The organism is Halothiobacillus neapolitanus c2, from assembly GCF_000024765.1.
GTDB classification, from domain to species: domain Bacteria; phylum Pseudomonadota; class Gammaproteobacteria; order Halothiobacillales; family Halothiobacillaceae; genus Halothiobacillus; species Halothiobacillus neapolitanus.
Genome location: NC_013422.1, coordinates 221,349 through 234,187, shown reverse-complemented (window position 1 = coordinate 234,187; position 12,839 = coordinate 221,349). Strand labels below are relative to the sequence as shown.

At 53.4% G+C, this 12,839-nt stretch carries 11 protein-coding genes; 3 read left to right on the top strand and 8 right to left on the bottom strand.

Annotated features, from left to right (window positions below; genetic code table 11):
• The first annotated feature begins 136 nt into the window (after positions 1–136).
• From HNEAP_RS01090 to HNEAP_RS01080, 3 genes are all read left to right on the top strand, one after another.
• On the top strand, positions 137–484 hold the full coding sequence (locus HNEAP_RS01090) for a hypothetical protein (protein WP_012823122.1): 348 nt from the start codon (positions 137–139) through the stop codon (positions 482–484).
• A gap of 75 nt (positions 485–559) precedes the next feature.
• Positions 560–760 (top strand): YgaP family membrane protein, encoded by a 201-nt coding sequence (locus tag HNEAP_RS01085; RefSeq protein ID WP_012823121.1) that lies wholly within the window; start codon positions 560–562, stop codon positions 758–760.
• A gap of 20 nt (positions 761–780) precedes the next feature.
• Entirely contained in the window at positions 781–1,929 is a 1,149-nt protein-coding gene (locus HNEAP_RS01080; protein WP_133484666.1) for an SdiA-regulated/phytase-like domain-containing protein, read from the top strand.
• A 207-nt stretch (positions 1,930–2,136) separates the two neighbouring features.
• On the opposite strand, the gene HNEAP_RS12425 is transcribed toward HNEAP_RS01080, so the two are convergent.
• The 8 genes from HNEAP_RS12425 to HNEAP_RS01040 all read right to left on the bottom strand — a co-directional run bounded on the left by HNEAP_RS12425 (position 2,137) and on the right by HNEAP_RS01040 (position 12,777).
• The gene (locus HNEAP_RS12425; RefSeq protein ID WP_012823119.1) at positions 2,137–4,254 is read right to left on the bottom strand and encodes an endonuclease/exonuclease/phosphatase family protein; all 2,118 of its coding nucleotides are present in this window, start codon (positions 4,252–4,254) and stop codon (positions 2,137–2,139) included.
• An 87-nt stretch (positions 4,255–4,341) separates the two neighbouring features.
• Positions 4,342–6,084 carry a hypothetical protein gene (locus HNEAP_RS01070; RefSeq protein ID WP_012823118.1) on the bottom strand — a complete coding sequence of 581 codons (1,743 nt, stop codon included), beginning with the start codon at positions 6,082–6,084 and terminating at the stop codon, positions 4,342–4,344.
• 185 nt (positions 6,085–6,269) lie between these two features.
• Positions 6,270–8,147, bottom strand: coding sequence for a PhoX family protein (locus tag HNEAP_RS01065; RefSeq protein WP_012823117.1), 1,878 nt, complete (start codon positions 8,145–8,147; stop codon positions 6,270–6,272).
• A gap of 249 nt (positions 8,148–8,396) precedes the next feature.
• Positions 8,397–9,950, bottom strand: coding sequence for a DUF255 domain-containing protein (locus HNEAP_RS01060; protein WP_012823116.1), 1,554 nt, complete (start codon positions 9,948–9,950; stop codon positions 8,397–8,399).
• A gap of 228 nt (positions 9,951–10,178) precedes the next feature.
• On the bottom strand, positions 10,179–10,721 hold the full coding sequence (locus HNEAP_RS01055; RefSeq protein ID WP_012823115.1) for a YaeQ family protein: 543 nt from the start codon (positions 10,719–10,721) through the stop codon (positions 10,179–10,181).
• Between the two features lie 18 nt (positions 10,722–10,739).
• Positions 10,740–11,138: an alternative ribosome rescue aminoacyl-tRNA hydrolase ArfB gene (gene arfB, locus HNEAP_RS01050; RefSeq protein WP_012823114.1), complete on the bottom strand. Its 399-nt coding sequence runs from the start codon at positions 11,136–11,138 to the stop codon at positions 10,740–10,742.
• 248 nt (positions 11,139–11,386) lie between these two features.
• Positions 11,387–11,740, bottom strand: coding sequence for a DUF3817 domain-containing protein (locus HNEAP_RS01045; protein WP_012823113.1), 354 nt, complete (start codon positions 11,738–11,740; stop codon positions 11,387–11,389).
• Positions 11,741–11,829: 89 nt separating this feature from the next.
• Positions 11,830–12,777 (bottom strand): LysR family transcriptional regulator, encoded by a 948-nt coding sequence (locus HNEAP_RS01040; protein ID WP_012823112.1) that lies wholly within the window; start codon positions 12,775–12,777, stop codon positions 11,830–11,832.
• Positions 12,778–12,839 lie beyond the last annotated feature (62 nt).

The window sequence follows — 12,839 nt, the reverse complement described above, 5'->3', positions numbered from 1 at the left end:
CCTCGGCTCCACTATGACCGCAGGAGTACCGAAATGATTCAGAGCGCGTTACACTATCTCCTATGTGCACTCGGTCAGACCTCGGACTGAACACCCCTGGAAGATTATGTCTTGCCCCCACTTAGGAGTTGTTGTTATGGATCAACGGACCTCGCCTTTTTTCTCTCGTTTTGCCCGCAACCTGTCGGCAATCGGTATTGGTGTCGCGCTCGTCATGGGTGCGCAAGTCGCATCGGCCGATGAGTTGGTCATGCGGCCGGACATCAACCAGGCCAAACCCGGCTCAACGTATTACGTTCATGGTCTTTCCATGAATCAGATTACGAAAAAGTTCGGCCAGCCCAGCAGGAAACTGGCGCCCGATCCGGCAAAGGGCACCAAGTATCAGCCGCCGATCACGCGCTGGGTCTATCCCGAGTTTACCGTGTACTTTGAGCACGGGCACGCAATCCACCTGGTGAAACATCACAAGCGACCGAAGTAATCTAAGGTTCTCAAGGCACTACAAAAGTTCATGCCCTGCCTAAACCGTTCCCCTTTATTTATCCGGAGTTCAGTAATGAAAACAAATGTTGGTTCAATCGATAAGATTCTGCGGATTGTTGTTGGTCTCGCGCTCATCGCCCTGTCGGTGTTCAAGCCTGAAGTCGTTGGCTATTGGGGTTATATCGGGATCATCCCGTTACTGACCGGTCTGTTCAATTTCTGCCCGGCATACACGCTGCTCGGCCTGAATACCAAAGGCAAATCAGCCGAGTAATTTCAGGGTAATTGCAGCGATTGAGTTTCCGCTCCGTCTTGCGGGCAAGCCTGCCGCCAATTGACACTTGGGCACCTCGAAATACCCGTTATTCGTCGTTCCCGCGTAAGCTGGAACCCAGAAAAATCAATAAGCTGGATTCCCGCATACGCGGGAATGACGGGTTTTTCGAGCTTCCCACTTATCGATTGGCGGCATTGTTTTGTCTGCTGTTTTTTATCGGCCACAGCACCTTTGCGGCAACATTGCCGGCCATCGTCGATGAAGCCAGTGGCCTGACCCGCTCACCGCAGCATGTTGGCGTCTACTGGACGCATAACGACAACATCAACCTGCCGGCTTCTTCTAAAAAAGGTGTGCCGCTCCTGTTCGCCATCAATAACGATGGCAAATTGCTCGGCACACTCAAACTCGATGGCGTTCGGCAACGCGATTGGGAAGCCATCACCCACCTTGATCTGGATGGCAACCCGACGCTCGTGATCGGCGACATCGGCGACAATCGCGGCACTTGGCCTGATTATCGCCTGTGGTTTGTTCCAGAACCTGTGGCGCTCAAAACCAATATCACTCAGAGGCCAACGGCGATCATCCGTTTTCGTTATTCCGATCAAGTACCCGCACCGCGACGCCAAGGCGGCTTTAGCGGCGGCCATGATGCCGAATCGCTGGTGTTTGATGCCGAACACAGAGAGTTCCTGATTCTCACCAAACGCGAAAAATCGGCGCGGCTGTTCGCAATCCCGCTGACATCACGCGTAAACCTCAGCGACGGCAAGCCCATCAGTGCGCAGGAGAAAAAAGCAGCGGTCGTCACAGCGCGATTCATTGCCAATCTACCCACGCTGCCCGCCCCGGATCTCGTCAGTTGGCTGCTGCATCCATTCACCAGCCCGTACGCCGATCAACCAACCGCCATGGCGCTCACGCCCGATGGGCACCTGTTGGCCATCCTGACCTACAGCGCGGTGTATTACTTCTACCGCAGGGCGAAAGAGGATTGGCCAACGGCACTGCAAAAGCCGTTCGCATCGGTTTCCCTGCCATCCATTGAGCAATGGGAAGGCGCCAGTTTCAGCGCGGATGGTAAAAAGCTGGTCATCGTACATGAAGGTCGGGGAGAGAATACCGTGACGATCTTGCAAGCACCTTGGGCATTAAAAAATTAAACGAACAATCATGCTTTAAACCACATCGGTTCAGCCAACCAAACGCTGGAGTAAAAAACGGATACTCATCCTCGGCATTCGAGCCTCAACCCGCGCCCAAGAGCCCGCAATAAATAATGCACCGTTGATTTCCATCAAGGTGCATTATTTCTATCAGCCATTTCCGTTTACCCGCCCCATTCACGAGCGGCCTATCACCGTTCTAAATCAGGCTGGATTGTTGTGCTTGCGACGGATGATTCGCGCCAGCAACAGGGGGCCTGTCAATAACAATAGTGCCCAAGGACCCACAGCACCGGAACCGCCGTCATTCGATGTGGCGGTGTTGCCAGAATCGGGGGCTGGCTCGCTGGGCATGACGTCATCGACAGCGGTTACGTTAAGCGTCATATCTTGCCAGTTCATCCGGTGATCGGAGCTGATCACGGTCTGGAAACCCGTCAAGCGGGATAAATCATATGTGCGTCCCGGCCAGAAAACCTGACCTTGATCGACTGTGACGCCAAAGGTCGAAGGCAGCACGTAATCGAGGCGCAGGCCATCTTCAATGGTGTCATCCGCACTGGCACCAAAACGGGCATCAGTATTATCCAGTGCCCCAATGGATGTCGGATCAGTGTCGGTTACCAACGGGTTATCCAATAATTGCAGGATCGCCTTATTGGTTGAATCTCCTTTTTTCGGATCAGCGTTTTCATCACCGACAATCACGAAGCGTGCGTTGGCCGATAAACCGCCTTTGCCGCCTTTATCGTCAACGATGTAACCACTTTTTGCGGGATCAATGTAGTCGGCCCAGAGCCGGATCTCATCGTGATTGCGTGTGCCGTTCCAATCCACCACATCTTTGTCTACGCCGAGGGTGCCGTCGTCAAATACGGGGGGCGTCGGGTGGCTGGCCAGTATGTGTAGCGTTTTACCATTCACATAGACGGGCACATCCCAGTGCGATTTCGATGACAGGCGGAATACATCCAATTCAGCCGGAGTGTAGTAGCTGCTCCCATCAGGATTCTTGGGCAACAGGGCATTGGGCATGTCTTTCCACAAAAACTTCTGGAAAGTGCGGACCTTGTCTGCTTCGATGGGATACATCGATAAGATCACCATGCCATATTGACCGGGGAAGCTGCCGAAGCCAAATGCATCGCCCGGATCGCCCGGCGTACCGTTGTGATCAAGATCCTTACCGGATTGCACCCCCGTGTTGACGGGCGCAACATAGTGGTAAGGATATTGGATAGAATGCGCGCCATTTTGCCCAATGGCGAGATAACGGCGTTCAAACAAATCTAAGGCATCACCACTCGGATCGTAATCGAATTCGTTGAGCAAAATTACATCAGGCCGTACGCGCTGGATAATCTCGGCTACCGCAGCCGCTTGCGCATCGCCCGCGCCCAGATCAGCCGCCAGCTCACCTTCTACCGTGCGATTGAGATAGGTGTTAAAAGTTGCAACACGGAGGGTACCTTTAGGCTCAGGCAATACGTAAGCTTGAGGCTTTAGCGCAGTAACGTTGACAGGTGCACTTGTCGCTGAAAGGCCATTGGCGTCGGTAACGGTGACTGTAGCGGTGTAATCACCCGGGTTGAGGAACTGATGCTGGACTTGCGCACCGGTCTGCGTGAGTCCATCAGAAAACTGCCAAACCGCTTGCAGCGGTGGTGTGCCACCGTTGATTTTGGCATTAAAGGTCAATGGAGTTTGTGTCAACACCGAGGTTTCGCTGGCGCTGGCCGCCACCGAAGGGGCCGCTCCACCATCGCCGACCTGAACATCAAGCACCTCCCATGTCGCCGCCGCCCCGCTGACCGTACCAGTCGATGTGTAATGAAAGGCAATCGTGACCTTTTGATCGGCGTAGGCCGACAAATCGACGGGACCAGATGATGTGGCGGACGAGTAACCCGTTGTGTTGGTCGGCAGCGCACCGCCCAGCGTTGTCCATGTGGCTGCTTGCACAGCGGTTGGCGTGCCTGAGCCATCGTAATCGGTAGATATCATCGCTTGCAACGCGGGACCATCAAAACCTTTAATCGTGGTGTAAAACAGATTGGCGGCCGCACCGGCAGGCAGAGTAATTTGGGGCGTCAGCAGCCAGTCATCACTTGCCACATCTGCGCCGTAGCCATTCATCTTGGCAAAATCATCGCCTTGGTAACTGCCATACACCCAATTGGCATTCGAAGCGACATTGACAGTGGTCATTTGTCCGAGTGATTTGCTCGCAAAATCTTCAGAGAAAAAAGTGGTCGCGTTCACGATTGGCAAATGGCCAAGCGATAAAACCAACGCAAAGACAAACAAAAATAAACGTTTCATTAAATCGGCTCCTCATCAACATCAATGTGGTCAGTGCTTTCCATTCATAACTTGGCCCATGGGAGAGCGCTCATTTTTTCCATCTTCTCAACGTGGAATTAGATAAATCTCGTTCACACCCGTAGCTTCATCCTCGCCCACGGTTTTGTGAATATTGACCGGCGGCTCGATGATGGCATCACGGCCTTTGTTGAAGCTTTGCTCTTGCACGATCAGGTAATAGGCTTTATCGAGCGCGATGGCGCGTTCTTTGGAAGGCAAAAGCAAGGTGCCGATATCGTGATGCAAGGCATCAACTTCAGCCGGTATGAGCGTTGAACCGGTGCCGTAGAATTTGGCGATGACTTCTTTGTTTTCGCGGAACTCGTCGCCTGCATGGTTGATATCAAGGTAATGGGTATATTCATACACCCCGTTGGCGTATTGGGGTTCCGGCAAGCCGTTCAAGCCCTTGGCGCGTTGCGTCCAGTGGTACCAGCCGTCGGCTTGATCCGCGTTGAGTTTGCGGGGGAAGGCGAAGCTTGAATCGGTGGTTACGCTCAGGGCACTGTGGCAGCCCATGCAGGCGCTCAATTCCTCTTTGCTTTGTGGCCTCAGATCACCCTGCTTGTCCTCGATGAAGCCCGCGTAATACCAGCCGGTGCCATTTTGCAGCCCGGTTTCGATGTTGCCGACAAAGCGCCGCAAGCGATCAGGAAAACGCATGTCTTCCAGCACCTCGCCATCGGCATAGCTCTTCAACTGGGCAAAATTATTCCAGCCCCGTTTCACGGCATAACGCACTTCTTTCATCCGTGCGGACATGCCGATGCCCACCTCGCCGCCCACCGGATCGAGATAGCGCACGGTATGAATGAACTCGGTGCCTTCAGGGTATAAACCCGCTGCGATATGCACTTGACCTTGAGCCAGGTGCTCGCCAGCCAGCCCCACATACTGCATGTTTCGCCCTTCCGTGGGCGACCAATCGTAGGTGATCTGCGTTGCTGTACCGAGTTGGCCGTCCCGATTGAGATCGACACCGAAGATCCGTTCATCGACTGCTGCAATCGGCACGTTCTGACGTTGGATCATCGCCTGCATGATGGCTAGGTTGACGGTGTAGATGGTCAGATCAAACGTGCCGTCGGTTTTCTCGCGGAACGCGGATGCCAGGCGAATGAGCACATCATCGGTGCTGCCGTTGGTCGGCCAGAAGGTGCCGAGAAAGGCCGCGTAGGCAAAGGCACGCCAGCCGGTGTAACTGCCGTCCGGCGCGTGGTCAAAACCGGTCTCGTCGAAACTGAAGTAAGCATCGGGAATGTATCCATTCCATTTGCCATCACCGTTAGCGTCCCATCCGGCGGGCAATGGTGCGTTCAATACGCGTTGAAGTGCCACCAGACCGGCGGCATCGTGGTAGTTATCCTGACGAACGTACTCGAGGATTTTTGCGTCGTCGATCGCGGCGATTTCCGGGCGTCGGTCGATAAACAGATTCGACCAGTTGTTCTTTTGCGCAAACGCCGGCATGGCGTAGGTGAGCTGAAGATCTGCGTCGTTGGTGTAATTGGGCTCTTTGCCCATGTTGTGACAGGCAAAACAGGGGTTTGAGGATTTTCCAGCGAACGCGCCCGTTTCATCACGGGTTTGGGTGTAGCACTGAGGCGGGATGTAGGCGGCCGGGTTGAGCATGGCATCACTGTTGAGTGACACGACCGTTTTGTCGGCAGCCCCATCGGAAGTAGTCGTTTTGGCGGTATCCGTTCCGCTGCCGCCACAATTCGCAAGCAAGAAAGGCAATGCCACCAGTGAAGTAATCAGGATGGTTTTATCAACAGAACGGCGCACGGGGATACCCTCGATTTGAACAGCATGGGGGGTCTGGTCGAACCAGAATGACTTTTTTCCATCGAGGCTTGATGCAGCAGAGGTTGATACTGAAACATCGATGGAAAAAAGGCCGATGAATCATCGGCCCTCATATCGGCCTTGGGCGATGACGGCTAAGCGCCGCCATTTTGATTCTGGATGAATCAGTTCTTAACGAACGGCCCGATGTAACCGAGCAGGGTTTGCTTCTGGTCAGGTGTCGCGGTGCTCTCTTTTTTCAAAGGATGCTGACCGACCACGCTCAGGTAAGCGAAGTTGCCGAACTGATACCAGAAGGTAGAGGTGACTTCGGCGCCCTTGGGAACTGTCAACACCCGCTTGAGCGACTTCGTATCGAGGTCATACGCCCAGTAAACATTGTTGATGTGCGCACCGCTGTCCTCGCCGATCATCAGCAGACTGGTGTCGGGGATCATGTTGATGTTGTCCGGGTTGGCAATCCCATTCACATCACAATAGTTATTCGTGTAAGGCGAGTTGGCATCATAGGTTGTGGGCGTGCCCGCGATCACCACATTCCATGCGGTCGCGTTGTAGTTGGTATCAACAGGCAGTGCATAGACGGCACCGCAGGTATTGGCTGGCAGACGAATATCGTTGTTGCCGCCTTTGTCGTATTTATCGGTCTTCTTCACCGTGGAATACCCATCTTCCATGCCGCGCTCGATTGAGGAAATTGCCACATACATGGTTTTCGTCGCCGCGTCGAAGGTAATGCCTTCGGTCTTGCGCAGCTCAGTGGTCGCACCCATCATGGCCGCATAACGACGGGTTTCCAGGCGAGAAGCGATCTCATCCATGCCCGTTTTGATTTGCAAGCACTCCAAGCCCGCTTCGGTATTGATTCGGGTGAAATCGGCAGGGCAGGCATTGGTTGTCGCATCGGGTGTGGCCGTCGCAAACAAATCATCGAACACCGGGCGCTTAGCCACTTCCGCACGAATTGTGGCATCGTCTGCATGACCGAGACTAATCCAGCTCAGAGTGAACTTACCGCCAGCCGTGGCATCAGTTTGCGTGAACTTGGCCGCATACAAAGTGCCCGCGCTCAAATCACCCGCTTTGTCAGCCACGAATTTGTAGAACCCGTCGTTGGTGCCGTCATCCGACAGGTACGCGGTTTTTTGATCCGGCATCACATACGCCAGTTCGTGCGATACACGACCCATGCTGTAATGCTTGGTGAAGCCTGTGCCATCGGCCTTGACTTCCGGAATCCAGCCGTAGAAATACGGGTTCATGCCCGTGGCTGGATCGTTGTTTTGAGCCGAATCGACCGACCCCGTCCAGAACGGGAAAGTGGCGTTGTAGAAAGTGTCGTCCGTCTTGCCCACAGAGGTCTGGCTGTCCAGGCGCGCATTCGGCTCATACTCTTCCGAGCCCAGATGCGTATTCCACGGCGTGACCATGCCGGCGCAATGGGTGTAGCCGCCAAACTCGGATGACTGGTCGATGAATTGCAGACTGTTTGGCTTCATGCTCAATGCACCCGTCACGGCATCCTGATCGATACCGGCGGTGTACATTGCACCCACCTGGCACTCGAACTGCGCAACAAGACGCAAACTGCCATCGGCCTGCTTGATCAGCGATGAGTTGTCCAAACCAGAACCCACGCCTTGGTTGGTGCCATTACAGATGTATTTGCTGCCATCAGCGAACACCAGTCCCTTTTTGTCTTTATCTTTGATCCAGCCGAACGTTTCGTTATTGTCTTCGTAACCGGTGGCGACCAGCTTGTGAAAACCAAAAGGCTGGGTTTTGGCCGCATCGACCGCAGCTGTTTGCAACGTGTCTGAGGCCCCATTGAGGTTACTTGTGTACCCCGGCACGGTGAAATCGGTCGCAACCATGAATTCATTCTGAGCCGCACCCGTCGGGGTTGCCAGTGTGGTACCGGTCGGTGCTGGGTTGGCAGGTTCAGGCGTTGCGCTTGCGGTTGTATCGTCCGAGCTATTGCAGCCGGCCAAACCGAGCGAAAAGACGCCGGCAATGGCCAGCGCGAGGATATTTTTGTTCATGATAATGGCTCCACAAGTTTTATTCGTTCATGTTCAAATCTGTTCGACTTGAGACCGAAGTAAACTAAGTCAGACACGTGAAGTTTTTGTGCCATTAAGGTGAACTTTTAATTACCACTTGATTGTTAATAAAATAATTAATATTGCTAGTTATTTACCGTCACATTCTAATCAAATAATCGAATAAATAAGGGCACATCGAAAAACCTTTCAAAGTGCCCTTAATATATCCATTCATCTCTGCACCCATCAGGAAGCAGGCGCATCCTTCGTTTTCTTGGGCAATGATTTAGCCAGCGCGTCACGCTGGGCGTCATAAAGCAAAATACCTGCATTGGAAGACCGCGCGGATGCCACCGCCGGACGCGCCAAATAAGCCAGAATATTCGTCGCCGTTTCAAGATAATGCCGTTTTCGACTCGCTTGCGCTAATCCCAAATAGAACCCAGCCGCCTGCAGGTTTTGATCAACTTGCGGCACAGGTAACACTGGTGTGCCATCGGGCACGGCACTGAACAAACCGCCCTCAGACCGAGTGAAATGCGTACTGATCCAATCACCCAATTGTTCGGCCTGCGTCAACCACATCGGCGTCTGGGTAATGCGATAAAGCGCCAGATAAACCCGTGCCATATACAGATTATCGATTAAATAAGGCCCCGCGACATCCTTCGCATCATGCTTGAATCCAACATCATCCAAGCGTCGATGGCGCAACACCCAGTCCAGCCCTGCCATGGCTCGGAAGAAATATTGCCGATCGCCCGTGGCGTGATACGCGTCCAGCAGCCCCTCTATTGCCATGGCTGTTTGTGCGGTGTATTGGTGCGGATCGACACGGGGTACCCCCTCGGCAAGGCGCGCCGCGCGGTCTTTGGCGAAATAGGTATTGGCCTTTTCTCCTTGGACCAAATCGGCATCCTGACTCGGATGAAAACCACCATCTGGCGCGCTTAAAAATTGATTGAGATAGCCTGCAATCGCTGCAATCGCTTGGCGGTAGCGATCATCGCCAAATTGAGTATAGGCTTGACTATAGACCCGCAGATAATCAGCCTGGACTGACATAATTTTTTCAAAATGTGGATGCTGCCAATCACCATGAGTTGAATACTGATAGGCTCCACCAAACACCGGATCGATTAATTTCAAGGCCGCATTCAGATAAGCGATTGCTCGTTTTTTTGCTTGTTTGTCGCCGTGGGCGGCCAAGTACATATCCCAGCGCACCTCACCCTCAACCAGAAACTTTTGTGGCAATTTCAAGCCACCCAACACGGGATCATTGAGCGAGAGATGATTGCGAATCAGCATGTTGCGAACAGTCGAACTAAGTGGATCTCCTGACGACGGAGCAGCATCGGCCACCTGCTCGGGTTCAGGTGCCAACACGGGCAACTGTTCTGCCTGATGCAACAGCTTCATCATCCGCTCAGGTGGGATATAACCGGCTTTGCGAAGCACCTCGCCGCCATCTGGCCGAAGGATAATCGTGGCTGGCCAGGCATAATTGCGATAACGCTCCGCCAAGTCTGGGCGCGCATCGTGATCCACCCGGACCGCAACGAAATGCGCGTTGATCTCATTGGCGACTGCGGGATCGGAATAGGTTTTATCTTCCATCACGTGGCACCAGTGGCACCACACCGCCACCATATCGAGCAAAATCAACCTGTTTTCTGCCTTGGCCTTTGCAAACACAGCCGGGCCATAAGGCTGCCAGTGAATGTCCGCAGCCTGTGCCCATTGCGGCAACAGCAGCAGCACAGAAAATAGCCCGACCCAACGCGTGTATCGCTTCATAACCAATAACCTTTGTGGTTTAACTCAAAATTCGCTGTACGCATCCAAGATGTTATTACGCGAGTTACCCTGTCGGCGCGCACACAAGTGCAGCGCTGTCTTAACTTACGCATAACAAGGTAATCGGGATGCGAACAAACAAAATTTCATCAACCTCAATAGGTTGCTGGAGCAATCCAGTTCAGCCTGATCCTCGCCTTAGAGACAGGGCCTGAAATCACCAGAAAATCATGCAGGTTGCAACGAACGAACGGTTATCGGCACATTGCCCTCACCGTCAGAGAACCAGATATCGCCATCCTGAATGCTGACGGACAGATGCATCCCTCGGCCTATCAGTGCGGTTAGCCCGTCAAGCGACTCATCATCAATGGAAAACACGCGCAGGTTGTCGAGCCGTGCGAACTCGCGTGCAGATTTTGCCCACCATACGGACACGGCACGATCACCGTATGCGTAAACCAGTACTTGTTTTGCCCGCCCGCAGGCCTTGCGCAGACGGCGCTCGTCCGGCAAACCCACCTCGATCCACAGATCAATCGCGCCCGTGAGGTCTTTGAGCCAGATGTCCGGTTCGTCATCCGCCGATAGCCCGCGCGTGAACTGCAACGCTTCCTGCGCATTCAGTGCAAAGGCCAGCAGGCGGAACATCATGCGCGATTCGGTTTCCGAGGGATGCAAGGCCAGCGTCAGGTGATGGCTTAGGTAATACGACCGATCCATATCAGAAATATCGAGATCGACTTTATAGACAGTCGCTTTTTGCGCCATAACGGAAGAATCCTGAGTTTATTCGACAACGCGTCCGCGCAGCAGTTTGGTCTGGCCGCGTTGCACCTTTTTCGCCAAGCGCTTCAATTGCGCGCCGCGGGTGGGTTTGGTCGGCTTGCGTGGTTTGACGGGGCGAAGGGCTTGAGCCACCAGCGCTTGCAAACGCGCCAGCGCATCAGCACGGTTTTTGTCCTGGCTGTTAAAGCGTTGCGCCTTGATCACGATCACGCCGTCTCGACTAATGCGCGAATCGGAGACTGCCAAGAGTTTTTCTTTGGCTTCATCAGGCAAAGCCGAGGCGCGAATATCAAAGCGTAGATGAATGGCCGTAGAAACTTTGTTGACATGCTGCCCGCCCGCACCCTGAGACCGGATGGCTGTGAATTCAACATCATTCACATCAATAGAAATGGTCATAAAAAAACCCTGTCTCAGTGGCCAAGCGATCGCAAGGCGCACTATAACAGGGTTGGAGGCAAGCCCGGCGGGCTGCTAATTTATGGGTGCCTCGGAAAACCGTCACGAGCGGCCCGAGTGCAAGGCGGCCGGAGCGCAGCGACCGAGACATATCAAATAGATAGGCGAGGGAGCGGGCTGACGCCAGCTTTGCGTTAGCACCGCCCAACGCGGCAATCGGGGCGCGCAGTAGGTTTTTCGAGGCGCCCTTATTTCACTGGGCTTTTAGGCTCATGATGAGCGAGCTCTCGATCCAGCAACCGGTGTGACCACAAGCCACCAAAAGGGATAAGTGCGGCCAAAAACACACCCGCACCTTTGGAAATGGCCAGGCGTCCGGCAATCACACTCACCAAAAGCACACCCATGGTCCAAACGAACAAAGCGCCATGAATCGGGCCGACCACCTTCACGGCCAGGGGAAAATCAAGACCGTATTTTATGGGAACGGCTATTAAAACCAAGGCGATCAGAGAAGCGCCCTCCACCAAGGTCATGACGTTTAAGTGGCGCAAAAGCCGCGAAGCAGAAGGCTGGGCTTTTTCGGGATATGTACCGGTCATGGTTAAAAACACCTCTATTTGATAACTTATAATTATGATATATCAATTTTAAAAATGGTTAAACCGAATCTTGAAATTGGGCCGTTCTATCAACCAATGTGCAAATAATCGCCGCCATGAATTTTGAGAAACGACAGAAACTGGCGAGCAACCACCGACAGCGCTTTTCCACGGGGATAGACAATATTCCACATGCTCTGAAGCGGAAAGCTCTGCACATCCAACTTCACGAGCGGCTCTTGGCTGTTTTCAAGATTTAAGGCATGAGCGGACACCACCGAAATGCCTAATCGCCCAGCGACCGCATGCTTGATTGCCTCATTACCATCGAGCACGAGACGCGTTTTGATACTTTGCTGGTGGCGGGCGAAGTGCTCTTCGACCTTATGGCGAATGCCTGAACCGGGTTCACGCATGATAAAAGACTCTTGCGCGATGCGTTCCATGGATATATTGCGCTCTTTTGCCAAGATGTGATCCCGATGCGCGATCACCACCAATGGGTTGGGCGCAAACGGAATCACTTCCAGATCAAGTCGCGTGCGCGGCAATTGCCCCATGACATACAAATCCGAGCGGTTATCTTCAATGCGTTTTAGGAGCGTATCGCGATTAGAAATCACGAGTTCCAGATCAATATCAGGGTACTGCAATGAAAAATCACCCAACGCCAGCGGTGCAAAATATTTGGCTGTGGTGATCACCGATAAGCGCAATCGCCCTTTGCGCATCCCGTTTAATTCACTGAGCGACATTTCGGCATTGGATAAAATATCGATCACTTCACGGCAACTGCGCTCAACAATCTGGCCGGCATCGGTGAGATAAATCCGCCGCCCGACTTGTTCATACAAGGGTTCGCCGACCACCTCCGCCAAGCTTTTCACCTGTGCCGAAACCGAAGGCTGCGTGAGATGAAGTTCTTCCGCCGCGCGCGTGAAGCTCACATGCCGCGCCACCGATTCAAACACTTCAACCTGTCGCAAAGTGGCGTGACGCAACAATTTGCGCGCGCCGAGTGTCGCCGCATCGGTCATATCGTTTCCCCAAGTAGCTTGCAAACCTAGCACCTATCGGAACTTTACAGCAGAGGCATAGA

Excerpts from the sequence above, each read along its gene's own strand:
- HNEAP_RS01090 (WP_012823122.1), top strand. The coding sequence starts at position 137 with ATGGATCAACGGACCTCGCCTTTTTTCTCTCGTTTTGCCCGCAACCTG.
- HNEAP_RS01085 (WP_012823121.1), top strand. The coding sequence starts at position 560 with ATGAAAACAAATGTTGGTTCAATCGATAAGATTCTGCGGATTGTTGTT.
- HNEAP_RS12425 (WP_012823119.1), bottom strand. The coding sequence starts at position 4,254 with ATGAAACGTTTATTTTTGTTTGTCTTTGCGTTGGTTTTATCGCTTGGC.
- HNEAP_RS01065 (WP_012823117.1), bottom strand. The coding sequence starts at position 8,147 with ATGAACAAAAATATCCTCGCGCTGGCCATTGCCGGCGTCTTTTCGCTC.
- HNEAP_RS01060 (WP_012823116.1), bottom strand. The coding sequence starts at position 9,950 with ATGAAGCGATACACGCGTTGGGTCGGGCTATTTTCTGTGCTGCTGCTG.
- HNEAP_RS01055 (WP_012823115.1), bottom strand. The coding sequence starts at position 10,721 with ATGGCGCAAAAAGCGACTGTCTATAAAGTCGATCTCGATATTTCTGAT.
- arfB (WP_012823114.1), bottom strand. The coding sequence starts at position 11,138 with ATGACCATTTCTATTGATGTGAATGATGTTGAATTCACAGCCATCCGG.
- HNEAP_RS01045 (WP_012823113.1), bottom strand. The coding sequence starts at position 11,740 with ATGACCGGTACATATCCCGAAAAAGCCCAGCCTTCTGCTTCGCGGCTT.
- HNEAP_RS01040 (WP_012823112.1), bottom strand. The coding sequence starts at position 12,777 with ATGACCGATGCGGCGACACTCGGCGCGCGCAAATTGTTGCGTCACGCC.